Here is an 18,942-nt window from a genome sequence, read left to right as displayed (position 1 = left end):
AGGCTCCCTCGATGACCAGGACCCCTGGGCCTTTACCGCTCAAAAGAGGGCGAGGGGTCCGCGCTTGCCGCAGACCTCGCTGCCTACGGCCTGGTCTTCACCCGGGGCACCCCGCCACGGACGGAGGGTTGCCGGACAGTCGGCCGGGGCCTCATGACTGTCACTCATGACCTGCCGAAAAACCTAGTCGAACCGATCGAGACGACGCAACCCGTGTCCGGATCCCGGAACGCGAAAGGGGCCGGGCGCCTTGGCCCGGCCCCACCCGGCGGGCTCGCCGAGGGCACTACGGATTGGTGACCGCCGTACCGCCGCAGGCGCTACGCGTTGGTCGCGGCCACCCACCGCTCGAGCGTCCGCTTGGCCGTCCCCGAGTCGACGGCCTCCGCGGCCTTCGTCATCCCCGCGCGGATCTGGTCCGCGAGCGATCCGTCACCCGGCGACAGGGCCACCAGGGCCGCCGCCGAGTTCAGCAGCACCGCGTCCCGCACCGGCCCCCTCTCGCCGTCGAGGAGCCGGCGCGCCACGTCCGCGTTGTACGTGGAGTCCGCGCCCCGTAGTGCCTCGATCGGGACCAGGTCGATACCGACGTCCCTCGGGTCGAAGGTCTCCTCGGTGACCTTTCCGTCCCGTACGACCCACACCCGGGACGTGGACGTGATGGTCAGCTCGTCGAGCCCGTCGTCGCCGCGGAAGACCAGCGAGGAGTTGCCGCGCTCGGCGAAGACGCCCGCGACGATCGGCGCCATGCGGGGGTCCGCGACGCCGACCGCCTGCGCCTTCACCCGTGCCGGGTTCGTCAGCGGACCGAGGGCGTTGAAGACCGTCCGGATGCCCAACTGCCCACGCGCGGCGCCCACATGACGTAGCGCCGGATGGAACTTCACCGCGAAGCAGAAGGTGATCCCGGCCTCCTCGGCCACCTCCGCGACCCGCTTGGTCGTCAGCTCCAGATTGACCCCGAGCTTCTCAAGGACGTCGGACGCGCCGGACGCCGAGGAAGCCGCCCGGTTGCCGTGCTTGACGACCTTCGCGCCCGTCCCGGCGATGACGATCGCCGACATGGTGGAGATGTTGACGGTCTTGGCCCCGTCACCACCCGTACCGACGATGTCGACGGTCTTCCCCGGCACCTCGATCACATTGGCGTGCTCGTACATCATCCGTACGAGCCCGGTGATCTCCTCGACGGTCTCTCCCTTGGCCCGCAACGCCACCGCGAACCCGGCGATCTGTGCGTCGGTCGCCTCACCGCGCATCATCAGGTTCATCGCCCAGGCGGTGTCGTCCGCACTCAGGTCACGGCCGTCGAGCAGGCCGTTCAGCAACCTGGGCCAGGAACGGTCCGCCGCGGTGTCGCCTCCAGCGGGGTTCACAGCGCTCATGGTCGCTCCTGGGGTTCTCAGAGAGGTACCCGGGTGGACTCGACCCGGGTACGTACGGGTGAGTCCACCCTATCCAGCCCTGGAGACGGCAAAGAGCCCCGTCCATGCAATGGACGGGGCTCCAGCCGTGGCGATCAGCGAGGAACGCTGAGGCGATCAGTGGTGGCCGTGGCCGCTCGTGATCTCCTTGTACTCCTCGACGGTGGGCTTGGGGATCTGGCTGTCGTCCCCGTAGTAGCCCTTGCTGAGCTTGGCACGCAGCTTCTGCGCGCCCTTCACCTTGCGCTCGACACCGTTCTCGTCGACCGGCGGGCCGATCTGGGCCGGCTGGTACTGCTCGTGCGCGGTGAGCGTGTGCAGAGCCTCCTGGCTGAGCGGCTCGTGGATCTCGACGAACTCACCGTGCGGCAGGCGCTTGATGATGCCCGACTCGCGGCCGTGCAGCACCTTGTCCCGGTCACGGCGCTGAAGACCGAGGCAGATCCGCTTGGTGGCGATGAACGCGAGGACCGGCGCGACGAAGAACGCGATCCGCACGAACCAGGTGATCGAGTTGATCGACAGGTGGAAGTGCGTGGCCCACAGGTCGTTTCCACCACCGATCAGCAGGACCATGTACCAGGTGATCCACGCGACACCGAAGGCCGTACGCGTCGGGACGTTGCGCGGGCGGTCCAGGATGTGGTGCTCGCGCTTGTCGCCGGTGACCCAGGACTCGATGAACGGGTAGACCGCGATCGCGACCAGGACCAGCGGGAAGATGATCAGCGGGATGAACACGCCCAGGACGAGCGTGTGACCCCAGAGGTTGATCTCCCAGCCCGGCATGAAGCGGATCAGACCCTCGGAGAAGCCCATGTACCAGTCGGGCTGAGCGCCGGTCGACACCTGGTCCGGGCGGTAGGGGCCCATGGTCCAGATCGGGTTGATCGACGCGATCCCCGCGATGACCGTGATGACACCGAAGACCAGGAAGAAGAAGCCTCCGGCCTTGGCCGTGTAGACCGGCAGGAGCGGCATGCCGACGACGTTGTTGTTCGTCTTTCCGGGGCCCGCGAACTGCGTGTGCTTGTGGTAGAAGACCAGGATCAGGTGGCCGACCACCAGGCCGAGCATGATGCCCGGCAGCAGCAGGACGTGGATCGAGTAGAAGCGGGCCACGAAGTCGCCGCCCGGGAACTCGCCGCCGAAGAGGAAGAACGAGAGGTACGTGCCCACGATCGGCACGGACAGGATCGCGCCCTCCATGAAGCGGACGCCGGTACCGGAGAGCAGGTCGTCCGGGAGCGAGTAGCCGGTGAAGCCGGTGAACATGCCCAGGACGAACAGCAGGAAACCGAAGATCCAGTTGACCTCACGGGGCTTGCGGAACGCACCCGTGAAGAACACCCGCATCATGTGCACGAACATGCCGGCGAGGAAGATCAGCGCCGCCCAGTGGTGGATCTGCCGGATCAGCAGACCACCGCGCACATCGAAGGAGATGTGCATGGTCGAGTTGAACGCCTCGGACATCAGCTGGCCCTGCAGCGGGACGTAGCTGCCGTCGTACACCACCTCGTTCATCGAGGGGTGGAAGAACAGCGTCAGATACACACCCGTGAGGATGATGATGATGAAGCTGTAGAGGCAGACCTCACCCAGCATGAAGGACCAGTGGTCCGGGAAGATCTTGCGCATGTTGGTCTTGGCCAGGCCGTAGATGCCCAGCCGGCCGTCGGCCCAGTCGGCGACCCGCTCACCCGCGGGTGCCTTCTTCCGCGAGTTCGCCTCGCCCGGGTCGGAGGTGGTCGCAGTACTCATCCGCGCTCCCAGAAAGCAGGACCGACGGGCTCTTCGAAGTCGCCGAGCGCCTCGAGGTAGCCCTCAGCGTTCACACCGATGCGCAACTGCGGCAGGGCGTGACCGGCCGGGCCGAAGATCACTCGGGCGCCGTCGGCGAGGTCGAAGGTGGACTGGTGGCACGGGCAGAGGACGTGGTGCGTCTGCTGCTCGTACAGGGAGATCGGACAGCCGACGTGGGTGCAGATCTTCGAGTAGGCCACGATGCCCTCGTGCGACCACTCGAGTTCCCGCTTGTCCTTGATGTTGTCCGGCTGGAGCCGGACGATCATCAGGGCCGCCTTGGCGATCTCGGTCTGGAACTCCTCGTCGTGCTCCTCCAGGCCCTCGGGCTTGGCGAAGGTGAGCGAGCCGACGACGACGTCCGAAGGACGCAGCGGCTCGTTCGTGTTCATGTTGACGAGTTGCAGACCCTTGCGCCACATCGTGTGGCGGAGGCTGGTTCCCGGCAGCGGGCCGAGGTCGCGCAGCAGCATGACGCCGGAGAGCGGGACCAGGGCCAGCGCGCCGAACATCGTGTTGCGGATCAGCTTGCGCCGACCGAGCGCGGACTCCTTGGCACCCTGCTTGAAGTCGGCCAGGACCTGGGCCTTGACCTCAGGCGGCGCCTCGATCGGGTGGCGCTCGGCCGGGATCTCGACGTCGGACATCAGGGTGCGGGCCCAGTGGACCGCCCCCGCGCCGATGGCGAACAGCGCGACGCCGAGGGTCATGCCCAGCGCGAAGTTGAGCGCGCTGACATGCCCGATCGGGAAGATGTAGACGCCCCTGTCGGCCGGGATCGCCACGTACGAGGCGATGAAACCGACCGTGGCCAGCATCGACAGGGTGAACAGGAAGGCGACCACGCGCTCGGAGCGCTTGGCTGCCCGCTCGTCGATGTCCTGGACGCGGTGCTCATGGGGCGGCAGCCCCGGGTCGGCGAACGGGTCCTTCTCGTTCGCCACCGACACGGCACCGTGTCCATGGTCGTCGGTGGCCCGCTCGGCGGGCAGGTTCTCTTCTGGAGATTGTTGGCTACTCATCACTTCTTGGCCTTTGCGGTCCGAGCGGCGACCCAGACGGCGACAGCGATCAGGGCTCCGAGTCCGAAGATCCAGGCGAACAGGCCCTCGCTGACCGGCCCGAGGCCGCCCAGGCTGAGGCCGCCCGGCTCCACGGTGTCGCCACCGTTGACCGCGTCGAGGTACGCGATGACGTCCTTCTTGTTCTGCTCCGACATGATCGTGTCGGGGAAGGAAGGCATGTTCTGCGGGCCGGTCTGCATGGCCTCGTAGATGTGCTTCGGGGAAACACCTTCCAGGTCGGGCGCGAACTTGCCCTCGGACAGCGCACCGCCCTTGCCGGTGAAGTTGTGGCACTGCGCGCAGTTGGTACGGAAGAGTTCGCCACCCTTGGCGATGTCCGCACCCTCGGGGCTGACCTGGTTCTTGGTCGGCACCGAAGGACCGGCGCCCAGCGAGGCGATGTACGCCGCGAGCTGGTCGATCTCGGCCTGCGTGTAGATGACCTTCTTCTTCGGGATCTGCGCGCCCGGCTGCTGGGCCGGCATACGGCCGGTGCCGACCTGGAAGTCGACGGCGGCTGCGCCCACGCCCACCAGGCTCGGACCGTCAGAGCTGCCCTGACCGCCGGTGCCGTGGCAGCTTGCGCAGCCCACGGCGTAGAGCTTCTTGCCCTCGTCGATAGCGAGGGACTGGGCGGTTTCGTCGGCCTGCGCCTGGCTCGCGGGAGCGAACGCGGCGTACAGCCCCCCGGTGGCCGCCAGCGCGAGGAGTAGGACGACGACCGCCGCCAGCGGATGGCGTCGTCGTGCGGAGAGCTTTTTCACGGATTACCCCGGTGTCAGGATCTTCTGCGTCGGTGCTTCTGGATGTTTTCGGGCGGTTGGCCCGATTACTTGATCAGGTAGATCGTGGCAAAAAGGCCGATCCAGACGACATCGACGAAGTGCCAGTAGTAGGACACGACGATGGCGGCGGTTGCCTGCTCATGAGTGAACTTCCTGGCCGCGTAGGTGCGGCCGAGGACGAACAGGAAGGCGATCAGGCCTCCTGTCACGTGCAGGCCGTGGAAGCCGGTGGTCAGGTAGAACACCGAGCCGTACGGGTCGGAGGAGAGCGAGAGCCCGTCCTTCTTGACCAGTTCGGTGTACTCGAAGATCTGACCGCCGATGAAGATCGCACCCATGATGAAGGTGACGATGAACCACATCCGGAGCTTCTTCACGTCACCGCGCTCAGCGGCGAACACGCCGAGCTGGCAAGTGAGTGAGGAGAGCACCAGGACCGTGGTGTTCGTCGCTGAGAACGGAACGTTCAGCGACTCGGCCATTTCCTTCCAGTGATCCGGCCCGGTCACCGATCGCAGGGTGAAGTACATCGCGAAGAGGGCCGCGAAGAACATCAGCTCGGAACTCAGCCAGATGATGGTTCCGACGCTGGTGAGGTTCGGCCGATTGACCGACGGGTGCGCGTGCCCGGTTTCTACTGTCGTTGCTGTCGCCACGACCGACATTATGTCGGTCGCTTATCCCGCCCTCACCCCGGGGGGTGCCGTTCGGAGTGTTGATGCGGTGTGTCCAGCCCAAATGGCCCATCGAAGCCCTGTCCGAACCGGTGTTGACGAGGTGTTCGGAGGAGTAGCATCCGCGCAGCGGACCCTGTCCGTCTCGACGACGCCGACGTCTCGGAGGAAGAATGCAGCCGACCGCCACGGTGCTGGTCTACAGCGACGACTCCAACACCCGGGAGCAGGTGCGGCTCGCAACAGGCCGCAGGCCGGCCACCGATGTCCCCCTGGTCGAGTTCCTCGAGTGCGCGACACCCGCCGCCGTCCTGAAGGAACTGGACAAGGGCGGGATCGACGTCTGCGTGCTGGACGGCGAGGCCGTGCCGATGGGCGGAATGGGTGTCTGCCGCCAGATCAAGGACGAGATCTTCAACTGCCCGCCCGTCCTTGTGCTGATCGGGCGGCCCCAGGACGCCTGGCTGGCCACCTGGAGCCGTGCGGACGCCGCGGTGACCTTGCCGGTCGATCCGGTGGAGTTCGCCGCCGAGCTGGCCGCACTGCTGCGCCGGAAGGCCCTAGCGGGCGCCTAGGAGTTCGGGCGGCCGCGCAGTCCGGCGACTGCGGGCCGCGTCCGGCTGGTCGCGCCCACGCGGCGGAGCCGCATAGGTCACAGCCCGGCGCCCCTGACGGGGCGCTACGGTGCGCCCCGGTCTCACACGGACTCGGGGCGCAGCCTGGCCCGGTCCTGCACGCTCGGCCCCTCCGGGGATCCGCCGACCAGGGCGCTGCCCTGACGCCACTTCTTCCAGTTGACGTTCCAGTCGCCGAAGCCGTTGCCGAACGGGTCCATGTCCTCGCCGTACGAGTTGATGACCTTGACGATGTCGCCCTCACGGACGGTCTCGTAGAACCACGCGGCGTTGTCCGTGCTCATACCGGTGCAGCCGTGGCTGACGTTGGCGTATCCCTGGGAGCCGGTCGACCAGGGCGCGGCATGCACGTACTCGCCGCTCCAGGTGACTCTCGTCGCGTAGTACACGGGCAGGTCGTACGAGTCCGAGGTGCCCTCGGCGATGCCGATGCTGGTACCGCGCATCCGTACGAAGTACTCCTTGCCCAGCACGACCTTGACGCCGTTTCGGGTCTCGAAGCCGGGCTTGCCGGTGGTGACGGGGATCTCGTTGATCTCCTTGTCGTTCCGGTAGACCGTCATCGAGTGCGCGGAGGCGTCCGTGACCGCGACGAGGCGGTCGCCGATGGTGAGCTTCAGGGGCTTCGCCTCGCCGCCCCAGAGGCGCTCGGCGATCTTGATGCCGCCGATGTTGCTGTGCGCCTGGATGGTGGCGTGGGTGGGCCAGTACTCCTTGGGGCGGTAGTGCAGTGTCTTGTCGTCCACCCAGTGCCAGGCGCCTTCCACGGCGGGCTTGGAGTCGACCTTGAGGGCGCGCTCGACGACCGCGCGGGCGGCCTTGTCCTTGACGGGGACGCTGAGTTCGGCCGTGACGGGCTGGCCGACGCCGTACGTGCCCGCCTCGGGCCCGAAGGTCACGTTCAGCCGCTTCTTCGTCTTGGGTGTGCTCGTGTCGAAGGCGATGACCTTGCGGCCGGGCCCGCCGTCCTCGTCCTCCGTGCTCACGCGCACGGTGTAGCGGGCGCCCGCGGCCAGCGGTGAGGTGCTGTGCCAGCGGCGGCCGTCGGCGGAGAGTTCGCCCGCGACGTAACGGCCCGACGCGTCCGTGGCCGTCACATCGGTGATACGCCCGTCGTCGCCCTCGGCGGTGATCTCCAGGGGTTTGTCGGGGTCGACCTCGCGGCTCTCGCCGGTCGGGCCGTTGAAGGAGATCTGACCCGCCGCGTCATACGGCTTGGCCGAGAGCGGGTGGCCGTCGGAGCCGCAGGCGGTGACGCCCGCGCCGAGGGCGACCAGCAGCGTGGTGCAGCTGGCGACCGTGCGGAAACGCGGTGAGTGGTTCATGAGCCCACGCTATGAACCCCTGTCGACTACGGCGCGCCGAGTGACCCGAGCGAGGGACGGCAGACGTGGCAAACGAGGGAGCCCGGACTCTCCTGACGGAGTGTCCGGGCTCCCGGGTGTTCAGCGCGTGCTACTGAGTGCGGTTCTCACCGTGGTAGTACTCGAAGACCCAGCCCCACAGGCCGATCAGAAGGAGCGGGGCCGAGAAGTACACCAGCCACCAGCCGAAGACGACGCCCAGGAAGAGAAGCGCGCCTCCGATGCCGAGCGTGAGCGGCTGCCAGCTGTGCGGGCTGAAGAAGCCCACCTCGCCGGCCTCGTCCGCGACATCGGCCTCCTTGTTGTCCTGCGCCAGCGCGTCGACCCGCCGGGCCGTGAAGGCCAGGTAGTAGCCGATCATGATGCTCAGGCCGAAGCCCAGGAAGAGCGCCGTGGTGCCGGCCGGCTCCTTCGACCACACGCCATAGACGATCGCCATGACGAGGATGAAGAGGGCCAGCCAGATGAACATCTTGCCTTGGACCTTCACTTGCCGGCCTCCTTGCCACCAGCGAGGGCCTTTTCACCGTGACCGGCGTTCTCGAGCTGGTCGAGAGCGGCGATCTCCGGGTGATGCAGGTCGAACGCCGGGGATTCGGAACGGATCCGCGGCAGGGTGAGGAAGTTGTGCCTCGGCGGCGGGCAGGAGGTAGCCCATTCGAGGGAGCGGCCGTAACCCCAGGGGTCGTCGACCTCGACCTTCTTGCCGTACTTGGCGGTCTTCCACACGTTGTAGAGGAACGGCAGTATCGACAACCCGAGCAGGAACGAGCTGATTGTCGAGATCGTGTTAAGTGCCGTGAAGCCGTCGGCCGCGAGATAGTCCGCGTAACGACGCGGCATGCCCTCGGCGCCCAGCCAGTGCTGCACCAGGAACGTGCCGTGGAAGCCCACGAACAGCGTCCAGAAGGTGATCTTGCCGAGGCGCTCGTCGAGCATCTTGCCGGTCATCTTCGGCCACCAGAAGTGGAAGCCGGAGAACATCGCGAACACCACGGTGCCGAAGACCACGTAGTGGAAGTGCGCCACCACGAAGTACGAGTCGGAGACGTGGAAGTCCATCGGCGGCGAGGCCAGGATGACACCGGTCAGACCACCGAAGGTGAAGGTGATCAGGAAGCCGGTGGCCCAGAGCATCGGGGTCTCGAACGACAAGGACCCCTTCCACATCGTTCCGATCCAGTTGAAGAACTTCACGCCCGTTGGCACGGCGATGAGGAACGTCATGAAGGAGAAGAACGGTAGGAGGACGCCACCGGTGACGTACATGTGGTGCGCCCACACGGTCACGGAGAGACCGGCGATCGCGATGGTGGCGCCGATCAGGCCCATGTAGCCGAACATCGGCTTGCGCGAGAACACCGGGATCACTTCGGAAATGATTCCGAAGAATGGCAACGCGATGATGTACACCTCTGGATGGCCGAAGAACCAGAAGAGGTGTTGCCATAGCAAGGCCCCGCCGTTGGCGGCATCGAAGACATGTGCCCCGAATTTCCGATCCGCCTCCAGCGCGAACAGCGCGGCGGCGAGAACGGGGAAGGCCAGCAGGACCAGGACCGCGGTCAGCAGCACGTTCCACACGAAGATCGGCATACGGAACATCGTCATGCCGGGCGCGCGCATGCAGATGATGGTGGTGATGAAGTTGACCGCGCCGAGGATCGTGCCGAAGCCGGAGAAGGCCAGACCCATGATCCACATGTCGGCGCCGATGCCCGGCGAGCGGACCGCGTCCGACAGCGGGCTGTAGGCGAACCAGCCGAAGTCGGCCGCACCCTGCGGGGTGAGGAAGCCACCGACCGCGATGAGCGAGCCGAACAGGTAGAGCCAGTAGGCGAACATGTTCAGCCGCGGGAACGCCACGTCGGGCGCGCCGATCTGCAACGGCATGATCCAGTTCGTGAAACCGGCGAACAGCGGCGTCGCGAACATCAGCAGCATGATCGTGCCGTGCATCGTGAACGCCTGGTTGAACTGCTCGTTCGACATGATCTGCAGACCCGGACGCGCCAGCTCGGCACGCATGAGCAGCGCCATGACGCCGCCGATGCAGAAGAACGCGAACGACGTGATCAGGTACATCGTCCCGATCGTCTTGTGGTCAGTGGTGGTGAGCCAACTGATCACAACGCTGCCGGGCTGCTTGCGCCGTACCGGCAACTCGTTCTCGTACGAGTCCTCGGCTTCGGCGGCACCCTGGGGTTCGTTGAGGATGCTCACAGGTTGGTCGTCTCCCGGTTCTTCTCGGGGTCCGTCTGCTCAATGCCGGCCGGGATGTAGCCCGTCTGGCCCTTCTCCGCGAGCTCCTTGAGGTGGGCCTCGTAGCGCTCGGGAGAGACGACCTTCACATTGAAGAGCATCCGGGAGTGGTCGACGCCGCAGAGTTCGGCGCACTTGCCCAGGTAGGTGCCCTCCGCATTGGGGGTCACCTGGAAGGAGTTGGTGTGGCCCGGAATGACGTCCTGCTTCATCAGGAACGGCACCACCCAGAAGGAGTGGATGACGTCACGTGAAGTGAGGATGAAACGGACCGTCTTGCCCTCGGGGAGCCAGAGGGTCGGACCGGGGTTACCCGTCTGCGGGTTCTTCGAGGCCGGCGTACCGACGTCGTAGACACCGCCGGCGTTCGCCGGGTAGTCCTCCTTGAACCGGTCCGGAATGGCGGCCAGGTTCTTGTCGGTCGCGGCGTCACCGGTGGAACCGTCGACGTTCTCGATGTAGTTGAAGCCCCAGCTCCACTGGAAGCCGACGACGTTGATGGTGACGTCGGGCTTCTTGTCCAGACTGAGGAGCTTCGTCTCGTCGCGGGCGGTGAAGTAGAACAGCACCGAGACGATGATGAGCGGGACCACGGTGTACAGCGCCTCGATGGGCATGTTGTACCGGGTCTGCGGGGGAACTTCGACCTTGGAACGGCTGCGCCGGTGGAAGAACACACTCCACAGGATCAGGCCCCAGACCAGCACGCCCGTGGCGAGCGCGGCCGCCCACGAGCCCTGCCAGAGGGAGAGGATCCGCGGACCCTCGTCCGTAACCGGGGTGGGAAAACCAAGGCGGGGAAAGTCCTTGTATGTGCAACCGGTAGCGGTAGCCAGGACCAGGCCCGCAGTCATTGCCTGCAGCAGCTTCCGCCGCATCGGGCGCCGCGGCGTGGGGGTACCGCCCGCGCCCTTCAGGATGCGGGGGAGGTCGGAGCCGTTGGGACTCACGTAGCGCCTTCCCGAGAGTCTCGCCCGCGCTGGTTGGCTACGGCCTTCTCGCTGGTCGCTCGCCGCCCTGGCACACGGGCAGGGGTTTGGATGTTTATGCGGAGCAAACCCTACTGGACGCTATTTGGGGTCGCGCGGGGAGGGGTGCGCAACGCGCCGCCGGGTTTCACGAAGGGGGTGGGTTGCCCTGTCCTGGGCTGCTTCTGACGGGGAGTTTGAGGCGCCCAATAGCTCGGCGGGTTGTTCTCGTATGGCGGCTGCTCGTTCGTTGTGGCTGATCGCGCCGTTCCCCGCGCCCCTTTGGGGCGCCCACCTGACCGGACGCTTTAGCGTTGCTGCGTGTCCTACTTCGATGCCGCTTCGGCCGCCCCTCTCCATCCCGTTGCCCGGCAGGCCCTGCAGGCCTCTCTCGACGAGGGGTGGGCGGATCCCGCACGTCTGTACAGGGAGGGAAGGCGGGCCCGGTTGCTGCTCGACGCGGCTCGGGAGGCGGCGGCGGACGCGGTGGGCTGCCGGCCTGACGAACTGGTCTTCACCTCGTCGGGTACGCGAGCGGTGCACTCCGGGATCGCGGGCGCGCTGGCCGGCCGTCGACGCGCGGGACGTCACCTGATCGTGTCAGCGGTCGAACATTCTTCGGTGCTCCATTCGGCCGAGGTCCACGAGTCGGCGGGCGGGTCGGTGACCCAGGTCCCGGTCTCTCGTACGGGCGCGGCGTCCCCTTCGGCGTACGCGGCGGCCCTGCGCCCCGACACCGCGCTCGCCTGTCTGCAGTCCGCCAACCACGAGGTGGGTACGGAGCAGCCGGTGGCCGCGGTGGCTCAGGAGTGCCGGGCGACGGGCGTACCGCTGCTGGTGGACGGGGCGCAGTCGCTGGGTTGGGGCCGGGTGGAGGGCGACTGGTCCCTGCTCACGGCAAGTGCCCACAAATGGGGCGGTCCTTCGGGCGTCGGGCTGCTCGTCGTGCGCAAGGGGGTGCGGTTCGCTCCTCAAGGGCCCGTGGACGAGCGGGAGTCGGGGCGGGCCGCCGGGTTCGAGAACATTCCCGGGATCGTGGCCGCGGCGGCGTCACTGCGGGCCGTACGGGCCGAGGTGGCCGTGGAGGGCGCACGGCTGCGGGAACTGACGGACCGGATCCGGCTGCGGGTGCCCGAACTGGTCCCGGATGTCGAGGTGGTCGGCGATCCGGACCGCCGGCTGCCCGGCATCGTCACCTTCTCGTGTCTCTATGTCGACGGAGAGGCCCTGCTGCACGAACTGGACCGAGCGGGTTTCTCGGTCTCCTCCGGTTCGTCGTGCACGAGCAGCACGCTGACGCCCAGCCATGTACTGGAGGCCATGGGTGTCCTGACCGAGGGAAACGTCCGGGTGTCGCTGCCGCCGGGTGTCCCGGCGGCGGACGTCGACCGGTTCCTGTCCGTGCTGCCGGGCGCGGTCTCGGCCGTACGGGAGAAGCTGGGCGCCCCGGTCGCGCCGGCGAGGACGCCCGCGGTCACCGACTCGATCGTCGTGAACGCCCTGGGCAGGCGGTGCCCGATCCCGGTCATCGAGCTGGCCAAGGTGATCGGCGATGTCCCGGTCGGCGGCACGGTCCGCGTCCTGGCGGACGACGAGGCGGCACGGCTGGACATTCCGGCGTGGTGCGAGATGCGGGGACAGGAGTACGTGGGCGAGGAGCCGGCGGACCACGGCTCTGCGTACGTGGTCCGCCGGGTGTCCTAGCTACACGAGGTAGGTCTGGACCTCGGCGGCGGCTTCATGGCCGTACGCCTTGGTGAAGCGGTCCATGAAGTTGGTGCGGCGCAGCTGGTACTCCTGCGTGCCGACCGTCTCGATGACCAGCGTGGCGAGCATGCAGCCGACCTGGGCGGCGCGCTCGAGGGAGACGCCCCAGGCCAGGCCGGAGAGGAAGCCCGCGCGGAAGGCGTCGCCGACGCCCGTGGGGTCGGCCTTGCGCTCCTCCTCGGCGCAGCCGACCTCGATCGGCTCCTCGCCTGCGCGCTCGATGCGCACGCCCTGCGCGCCGAGGGTGGTCACGCGGGTACCGACCTTGCCGAGGATCTCCTCGTCGCTCCAGCCGGTCTTGGACTCGATGAGCCCCTTCTCGTACTCGTTCGAGAAGAGGTACGTCGCGCCGTCCAGCAGTACGCGGATGTCGTCGCCGCTCATCCGGGCGATCTGCTGCGAGAAGTCGGCCGCGAAGGGAATCGAGCGGGAGCGGCACTCCTCGGTGTGGCGCAGCATCCCCTCGGGGTCGTCCGCGCCGATCAGGACGAGGTCGAGGCCGCCGACGCGGTCCGCCACGGCCTTGAGCTCGATGAGGCGGGCCTCGCTCATCGCGCCCGTGTAGAAGGAGCCGATCTGGTTGTGGTCGGCGTCCGTGGTGCACACGAAACGCGCGGTGTGCAGAACCTCGGAGATGCGGACGGAGTCGGTGTCGACGCCGTGCCGGTCCAGCCAGGCGCGGTACTCGTCGAAGTCGGAACCCGCCGCCCCGACCAGGATCGGCTTGGTGCCGAGCTGGCCCATGCCGAAGGCGATGTTCGCGCCGACCCCTCCCCGGCGTACGTCGAGGTTGTCGACCAGGAAGGAGAGGGAGACCGTGTGCAGCTGGTCCGCGACCAGCTGGTCGGCGAAACGGCCGGGGAAGGTCATGAGGTGGTCGGTGGCGATGGATCCGGTGACTGCGATACGCACGGCGAGGACACGCTCCTGCGAGGGGATGTGGAGGGGCTGGCGTTGACAGTTCACGCTACCCGGTCGACGCACGCGCATTGAAGCGGCAAAAACTACCCGATAGTAGATCTTTCTTCGCGAGCTCTACCGTGCCTACGGTGCCGCTATGACAAACCTGAAGGTCCACGGCACCGCTCCGCAAGACCTCGAAGGCGATCTGGCTTCACTGCGCGGCGACTGCGCGCGGATGGTCGAGCACTGGACGGCGCCCGACCCGATCACCGCCCTCCCCGTGCCGCCCTCCCTCATCCACGGTGTGACGGTGCCACCCGCATCGGCCCGGCTGCTGGACGCGATGTCCGACTACGGCAACTGAGGACGCAGCCGAGGACGGGCTGAAACCGTCTGCAAATTCGGCCGGAACCCGCGCCCGCAGGGAACCGTGCGCTCCCCCGCTGCGTCCCATCGCTGTCCCCCGTAAAGGGGATGCGGTGTACGACCCCTCAGTGCCCCATTTTGGGCGCCCCTTCTTGACCGGGCCGGGTCGTCAGGACAGCAGTGGAGCCTAAGGAGCGATGCGGTGAGCACCGAGCGACCCGACAACGAGGCGACCGATTCCCCCGAGGGTGGCGAGACGGGCGGCGAGACGGCGAAGCCGCGCCGGCGGCATTCCCCGGTGGCCGTCGCCTCGGTCGCGGCCGCGGTCCTGCTGGTCGGGGGCGGCGGGGCGTACTTCGCCACGACCGCGTCCAGCGGCGGGAACGGCGACAGCGGCTCCGGGACTCCCGGAGGCGACGGCACTCCCCCGGCGCTCGCCCTCGACGGGTACTCCGAGAGCGGTACGAGTGGCACGGGCGGTACGGGCGCCCCGAACGGCATCGCGCCCGGTGAGCCCAACCCGTACGGCACGACCTACCGGGCGGCAGGCGAGCTGGCCGACGGCCCTGATTCCGCGCCCGTGTACGCCGCGAAGGGCGAGGTCACCAAGGCCGAGGTGGCGCGGCTGGCCAAGGCGCTCGGGGTGGCGGGCACCCCGCGGACGGACGGGGCCGACTGGACGGTCGGCGCCACGAACGACGCCGCGGAACCGAACCTTCGGGTGAGCAAGGACGCGCCCGGGACCTGGACCTACAGCTCCTATGTGCCGGGCACCGACAACTGCCTCAAGGACAAGCCCTGTGGGCCCGTCGGGTCCAGCGGTCTGGCAGGTCTGCGCCCGGCGGCGGTGAGCGAGGCGGCGGCGAAGAAAGCGGCCGCCCCCGTGCTGAAGGCCGTCGGCCAGGACGACGCGAAGCTGGACGCGACCCAGCTCATGAACGATGACCGGGTACGGGTGGTGAACGCGGACCCGGAGGTCGGCGGACTGCCGACGTACGGCTGGACGACCGGTGTCCAGGTCAGCTCCGAGGGCAAGGTCATCGGCGGCAGCGGCCAGTTGAAGGCGCCGGTGAAGGGGGACACGTACCCCGTCATCACCGCGCAGCAGACCCTGGACCTGATGAACGGCTCGGCATCGGGCGGCGGGCCCAAGGGCATCGGCGGCTGCGCCAGTCCCGTACCGCTGAAGGACCGGGACGAGGTGCCGTGCGAGGCTTCGACCTTGGCTCCGGCGCCCGCGTCGGCGACCGTGGAGAAGGCCACGTTCGGGCTGGCGGCGCAATCGGTGGACGGGCGGCAGGTGCTGGTGCCGTCCTGGCTGTTCGATGTCCGGTCCACGGGTGCGGAGGACCTCATCACGGTGACGCATCCGGCGGTCGATCCGCAGTATCTGACCTCGCCGGAGACCGGCCAGGACCCGGCCCCGACCCCTTCGCCGACCGGAGCGCCCACGTCCGGTGACGTCAAGGTGGAGGGCTACACGGCCGACGGCAAGGACCTGACCGTGAGCTTCTGGGGCGGGGTGTGCAGCGAGTACTCGGCCTCGGCGAGCGAGAGTTCCGACAAGGTGACGGTCACGGTGACCAGCACCTCGGAGCCGGGCAAGGTCTGCATCATGCTCGCCGAGGCGATCGACCTCCCCGTGCACCTGGACGAGCCGCTCGGTGACCGCGCGGTCGTGGGCACGAACGGCAAGGCGATCCCGGAGGGCAAGGAACTCGGCGTCGTGGAGAACTCGGCGCAACCACAGTGACGGCTGTCCGGAGGTTGGCACCGGCCCGGTAAGCGGCTGCCAGGTCGCCGCCGCCCCGAATGGGCCGCGGATACGCGAAGGCGGCGTCCCCGTCGGAGAGGGACGCCGCCTTCGTACGCGTGCGTGCCGACGGCCGGCCGGGCGCTCAGCCGCCGGACCGCTCGGCTTAGCTGAAGGAGTCGCCGCAGGCGCAGGAGCCCGTCGCGTTCGGGTTGTCGATCGTGAAGCCCTGCTTCTCGATGGTGTCCACGAAGTCGATGGACGCGCCGCCCAGGTAAGGGGCGCTCATGCGGTCGGTGACGACCTTGACGCCGCCGAAGTCCTTGACGACATCGCCGTCGAGGGAGCGCTCGTCGAAGAAGAGCTGGTAACGCAGGCCGGAGCAGCCGCCGGGCTGAACAGCGACGCGCAGCGCCAGGTCTTCGCGGCCTTCCTGGTCGAGCAGGGCCTTGACCTTGGCCGCGGCCGACTCGGACAGGATGATGCCGTCGTTCACGGTGGTGGTCTCGTCCGATACGGACATCTGCTTCTCTCCCGGGTTGTTCGGAGACTGCTTGCCGACATTTGCAACCGGCGGGGCCTCGGATTCATTCCGGGCCGAGCACTTGTTTTCGCCTTCTCTCTTCATGCTCGCACATGGGCCGGGACACGGACAGCGGCCTGTGGACAACCCCTCCGGGATTCACGTCACATCGACGCTATGGCCTTCGTCAAAGTGACGTGAAGCGGTTATGATAGATAACGTCAATTCGACGAAAAGGCATGTTCCGCTGGGTCGCCCCCGCGATCCGAGCGAGCCGCAGAACAGAAAGGGTTGGTGTCGTGACCACCGCCCAGACCCAGGAGCTCGACGTACAGCCGACGCCCCTCGCCCTGCTGCTGCTCGGCCGTGAGGCCGACACGCGGAGCGAGCGCGGCGTCGAGTGCCCCGGCGATCTGCCCTCGCCGTCCGACCCGAACCTGGTGGAGCGCGCCCGCGCGGCCAAGGAGAAGCTCGGGGACAAGGTCTTCGTCCTCGGCCACCACTACCAGCGCGACGAGGTCATCCAGTTCGCGGACGTCACAGGTGACTCCTTCAAGCTGGCCCGGGACGCGGCCGCGCGCCCCGAGGCCGAGTACATCGTCTTCTGCGGTGTGCACTTCATGGCGGAGTCCGCGGACATCCTGACGGGCGACGACCAGAAGGTCGTCCTCCCCGACCTCGCCGCGGGCTGTTCGATGGCCGACATGGCCACCGCCGAGCAGGTCGCCGAGTGCTGGGACGTGCTGACCGAGGCCGGGATCGCCGAACAGGTCGTGCCCGTCTCGTACATGAACTCCTCCGCGGACATCAAGGCGTTCACCGGCAAGCACGGCGGCACTATCTGCACCTCCTCCAACGCCCAGCGCGCCCTGGAGTGGGCCTTCGAACAGGGGGAGCCCTCAACAACAAAGGTCCTCTTCCTGCCCGACCAGCACCTGGGCCGCAACACCGCGGTCCGCGACATGGGGATGACGCTGGAGGACTGCGTCCTCTACAACCCGCACAAGCCGAACGGCGGCCTCACCGTCGAGCAGCTGCGCGACGCGAAGATGATCCTGTGGCGGGGCCACTGCTCCGTGCACGGCCGCTTCTCGGTCGACTCGGTCAACGACGTGCGCGCCCGGATCCCCGGCGTGAACGTCCTGGTGCACCCCGAGTGCAAGCACGAGGTCGTCTCCGCGGCGGACTACGTGGGATCCACGGAGTACATCATCAAGGCCCTGGAGGCCGCTCCGGCCGGCTCCAAGTGGGCGATCGGCACGGAGTTGAATCTCGTACGTCGGCTGGCGAATCGTTTCGCGAGTGAGGACAAGGAGATCGTCTTCCTCGACAAGACGGTCTGCTTCTGCTCGACCATGAACCGCATCGACCTGCCCCACCTGGTGTGGACCCTGGAGTCCCTGGCGGAGGGCAACCTCGTCAACCGCATCGAGGTGGACCGGGAGACGGAGCAGTTCGCCAAGCTGGCGCTGGAGCGGATGCTGGCGCTGCCGTAGTCCGTATGCCTGTTGAGCGATCCGTATGTCTGTTGGGTAAGGGGCGTCGGCCATTGCCGGCGCCCCTTACTCGGCGTTCTTGTAGGACTAGTAGGAGCAGAGGTCCCGCGAGACCTGCGTCGGGTCGCTGCTCGCGCTGCCCCAGTTGTACTCGTCGAACTTGTTGGCGATCGCACTGCCTTCTTCGACGATCACGTACGAGGTGTTGTCCCCCGCGTAGTCGTCGTTGCGGAACTCGTTGTCCGTGGTCTGCGACAGCCAGTCCGTCAGACCGCCCTGGTTGTTGAACATCGCGTGCTTGCCCCAGCCGACGTAGACGCTCGGCCGCTCCTTGCCGTAGCCCCAGTTGTCGGCGTTGATGTCGGCCGACTCAACGGTGCTCCAGTCGGTCAGAACCTTGTGGCCGCCGTGGGAGCTGAGCAGGAGCGAGGAGCGGGTCCACTTGTTGTCGCCCGCGTACTTCCAGGTGGTCACCACGTGCTCGAAGTCGTACGCGTGGCCGATGACGCCGGTGAAGCCGTCCTTGGGGAAGAACAGCGTGTAGATGACCCGCACCTCGGTGCCGAAGCAGGTCTTGACCGTGGTGTACGTCGGGAAGTAGGTGCCGGGGGCGGCGCAGCCGTAGTCGGTGTCCGGCCACGGCTTCAGCTCGGCGGGCGGCGCCTGCTGGTCACCGTTGACGAAGGCGCTCGCCGGCCAGCAGGTGTCGTTGCCGAGGGCGCGGGCGAACTGCCAGTCGGGGGCTCCCGCCGCGATGAAGTCGTTGAGGTTGCCCTTCCACTCCAGCGGCTCGTTCGCGCTGGCGGTGGGGGCGGAGGCGAAGGTGCCGAGCACGGCGAGCGCCAGGGCGCCGAGGATCGTGCGGTGCGGGCGGACGGCGGTACGGAGGGATCCGTGGGGGGCGTTCATGACGGTCCTTAGTTCAGGGGGAACCGGATTGCGCTGGCTGTCGAACAGGGGTCCCAGCAGCTCGCCACCGCCGCGGGGTGCGGCGGTGGCGAGCGAGGTCACGCGGGGAAGGGAGCCGTCAGCAGTAGAGGTTGGCGCCGGCCGAGACGCCGAGGATGCCGACGAAGCGGTTGTAGGCGTCGACGCGGCTCTGGACCTGCGCGGGGTTCTTCCCGTCGCATTCCAGGGAGCCGTTGATGCTGC

The 18,942-nt window shown here is 67.6% G+C and carries 18 protein-coding genes and 1 riboswitch; of the genes, 5 read left to right on the top strand and 13 right to left on the bottom strand.

Annotated features, from left to right (window positions below; all coding sequences use genetic code 11):
* Positions 1–55: 55 nt before the first annotated feature.
* A riboswitch (SAM riboswitch) is annotated at positions 56–172 on the bottom strand.
* A 148-nt stretch (positions 173–320) separates the two neighbouring features.
* The 5 genes from trpD to AB0N66_RS02380 all read right to left on the bottom strand — a co-directional run bounded on the left by trpD (position 321) and on the right by AB0N66_RS02380 (position 5,744).
* The gene (gene trpD / locus AB0N66_RS02400; protein WP_365427384.1) at positions 321–1,385 is read right to left on the bottom strand and encodes an anthranilate phosphoribosyltransferase; all 1,065 of its coding nucleotides are present in this window, start codon (positions 1,383–1,385) and stop codon (positions 321–323) included.
* A 156-nt stretch (positions 1,386–1,541) separates the two neighbouring features.
* Positions 1,542–3,188 carry a cytochrome bc complex cytochrome b subunit gene (locus tag AB0N66_RS02395; RefSeq protein WP_365427381.1) on the bottom strand — a complete coding sequence of 549 codons (1,647 nt, stop codon included), beginning with the start codon at positions 3,186–3,188 and terminating at the stop codon, positions 1,542–1,544.
* Positions 3,185–4,252 (bottom strand): Rieske 2Fe-2S domain-containing protein, encoded by a 1,068-nt coding sequence (locus AB0N66_RS02390; RefSeq protein ID WP_365427378.1) that lies wholly within the window; start codon positions 4,250–4,252, stop codon positions 3,185–3,187. The genes AB0N66_RS02395 and AB0N66_RS02390 overlap by 4 nt, the downstream gene beginning before the upstream one ends.
* On the bottom strand, positions 4,252–5,058 hold the full coding sequence (locus tag AB0N66_RS02385) for a c-type cytochrome (protein WP_365427376.1): 807 nt from the start codon (positions 5,056–5,058) through the stop codon (positions 4,252–4,254). The genes AB0N66_RS02390 and AB0N66_RS02385 overlap by 1 nt, the downstream gene beginning before the upstream one ends.
* A gap of 65 nt (positions 5,059–5,123) precedes the next feature.
* Positions 5,124–5,744, bottom strand: a complete 621-nt coding sequence (locus tag AB0N66_RS02380) for a heme-copper oxidase subunit III (RefSeq protein WP_365427374.1) — start codon at positions 5,742–5,744, stop codon at positions 5,124–5,126.
* Positions 5,745–5,926: 182 nt separating this feature from the next.
* On the opposite strand from AB0N66_RS02380, the gene AB0N66_RS02375 reads away from it, so the two are divergent.
* Entirely contained in the window at positions 5,927–6,328 is a 402-nt protein-coding gene (locus tag AB0N66_RS02375) for a hypothetical protein (RefSeq protein WP_365427372.1), read from the top strand.
* A gap of 122 nt (positions 6,329–6,450) precedes the next feature.
* Here the strand turns inward: AB0N66_RS02375 and AB0N66_RS02370 are convergent, their stop codons facing one another.
* From AB0N66_RS02370 to coxB, 4 genes are all read right to left on the bottom strand, one after another.
* Positions 6,451–7,713, bottom strand: coding sequence for an Ig-like domain-containing protein (locus AB0N66_RS02370; RefSeq protein WP_365427369.1), 1,263 nt, complete (start codon positions 7,711–7,713; stop codon positions 6,451–6,453).
* Between the two features lie 130 nt (positions 7,714–7,843).
* Entirely contained in the window at positions 7,844–8,242 is a 399-nt protein-coding gene (locus AB0N66_RS02365; protein ID WP_365427367.1) for a cytochrome c oxidase subunit 4, read from the bottom strand.
* The gene (gene ctaD, locus AB0N66_RS02360) at positions 8,239–9,975 is read right to left on the bottom strand and encodes a cytochrome c oxidase subunit I (RefSeq protein WP_365427364.1); all 1,737 of its coding nucleotides are present in this window, start codon (positions 9,973–9,975) and stop codon (positions 8,239–8,241) included. The genes AB0N66_RS02365 and ctaD overlap by 4 nt, the downstream gene beginning before the upstream one ends.
* Complete coding sequence (coxB, locus tag AB0N66_RS02355) at positions 9,972–10,892, bottom strand: cytochrome c oxidase subunit II (protein ID WP_365428434.1); 921 nt, start codon at positions 10,890–10,892, stop codon at positions 9,972–9,974. The genes ctaD and coxB overlap by 4 nt, the downstream gene beginning before the upstream one ends.
* Positions 10,893–11,303: 411 nt before the next feature.
* On the opposite strand from coxB, the gene AB0N66_RS02350 reads away from it, so the two are divergent.
* Positions 11,304–12,686 (top strand): aminotransferase class V-fold PLP-dependent enzyme, encoded by a 1,383-nt coding sequence (locus AB0N66_RS02350; protein WP_365427361.1) that lies wholly within the window; start codon positions 11,304–11,306, stop codon positions 12,684–12,686.
* On the opposite strand, the gene AB0N66_RS02345 is transcribed toward AB0N66_RS02350, so the two are convergent.
* A complete protein-coding gene (locus AB0N66_RS02345) occupies positions 12,687–13,661 on the bottom strand; it encodes a carbohydrate kinase family protein (RefSeq protein WP_365427358.1) in 975 nt (324 codons plus the stop codon).
* Positions 13,662–13,806: 145 nt separating this feature from the next.
* On the opposite strand from AB0N66_RS02345, the gene AB0N66_RS02340 reads away from it, so the two are divergent.
* Together AB0N66_RS02340 and AB0N66_RS02335 are read left to right on the top strand one after the other, a co-directional pair.
* The gene (locus AB0N66_RS02340) at positions 13,807–14,016 is read left to right on the top strand and encodes a hypothetical protein (RefSeq protein WP_365427355.1); all 210 of its coding nucleotides are present in this window, start codon (positions 13,807–13,809) and stop codon (positions 14,014–14,016) included.
* Positions 14,017–14,220: 204 nt separating this feature from the next.
* On the top strand, positions 14,221–15,771 hold the full coding sequence (locus tag AB0N66_RS02335) for a hypothetical protein (protein ID WP_365427352.1): 1,551 nt from the start codon (positions 14,221–14,223) through the stop codon (positions 15,769–15,771).
* Between the two features lie 166 nt (positions 15,772–15,937).
* Here the strand turns inward: AB0N66_RS02335 and AB0N66_RS02330 are convergent, their stop codons facing one another.
* The gene (locus AB0N66_RS02330) at positions 15,938–16,294 is read right to left on the bottom strand and encodes an iron-sulfur cluster assembly accessory protein (RefSeq protein ID WP_365427349.1); all 357 of its coding nucleotides are present in this window, start codon (positions 16,292–16,294) and stop codon (positions 15,938–15,940) included.
* 299 nt (positions 16,295–16,593) lie between these two features.
* Here AB0N66_RS02330 and nadA point away from each other — a divergent pair, with 299 nt between their 5' ends.
* Positions 16,594–17,790 carry a quinolinate synthase NadA gene (nadA, locus tag AB0N66_RS02325; RefSeq protein ID WP_365427346.1) on the top strand — a complete coding sequence of 399 codons (1,197 nt, stop codon included), beginning with the start codon at positions 16,594–16,596 and terminating at the stop codon, positions 17,788–17,790.
* 87 nt (positions 17,791–17,877) lie between these two features.
* Here the strand turns inward: nadA and AB0N66_RS02320 are convergent, their stop codons facing one another.
* Positions 17,878–18,801, bottom strand: a complete 924-nt coding sequence (locus AB0N66_RS02320) for an NPP1 family protein (protein WP_365427344.1) — start codon at positions 18,799–18,801, stop codon at positions 17,878–17,880.
* 16 nt (positions 18,802–18,817) lie between these two features.
* Positions 18,818–18,942 (bottom strand): glycoside hydrolase family 19 protein (locus AB0N66_RS02315; protein WP_365428432.1); only part of this gene is annotated, 125 nt, incomplete at its 5' end.

Source organism: Streptomyces sp. NPDC093544 (assembly GCF_040683495.1).
Taxonomy (GTDB): domain Bacteria; phylum Actinomycetota; class Actinomycetes; order Streptomycetales; family Streptomycetaceae; genus Streptomyces.
The sequence above is the reverse complement of the archived record's forward strand: the minus strand, read 5'-3'. Positions and strand labels throughout refer to the sequence as shown.

Bases quoted from the DNA above. Each gene is read 5' to 3' on its own strand.
- AB0N66_RS02375 (WP_365427372.1), top strand. From the start codon at position 5,927: ATGCAGCCGACCGCCACGGTGCTGGTCTACAGCGACGACTCCAACACC.
- AB0N66_RS02390 (WP_365427378.1), bottom strand. From the start codon at position 4,252: ATGAGTAGCCAACAATCTCCAGAAGAGAACCTGCCCGCCGAGCGGGCC.
- trpD (WP_365427384.1), bottom strand. From the start codon at position 1,385: ATGAGCGCTGTGAACCCCGCTGGAGGCGACACCGCGGCGGACCGTTCC.
- AB0N66_RS02370 (WP_365427369.1), bottom strand. From the start codon at position 7,713: ATGAACCACTCACCGCGTTTCCGCACGGTCGCCAGCTGCACCACGCTG.
- coxB (WP_365428434.1), bottom strand. From the start codon at position 10,892: ATGCGGCGGAAGCTGCTGCAGGCAATGACTGCGGGCCTGGTCCTGGCT.
- AB0N66_RS02395 (WP_365427381.1), bottom strand. From the start codon at position 3,188: ATGAGTACTGCGACCACCTCCGACCCGGGCGAGGCGAACTCGCGGAAG.
- AB0N66_RS02340 (WP_365427355.1), top strand. From the start codon at position 13,807: ATGACAAACCTGAAGGTCCACGGCACCGCTCCGCAAGACCTCGAAGGC.
- AB0N66_RS02330 (WP_365427349.1), bottom strand. From the start codon at position 16,294: ATGTCCGTATCGGACGAGACCACCACCGTGAACGACGGCATCATCCTG.
- AB0N66_RS02380 (WP_365427374.1), bottom strand. From the start codon at position 5,744: ATGTCGGTCGTGGCGACAGCAACGACAGTAGAAACCGGGCACGCGCAC.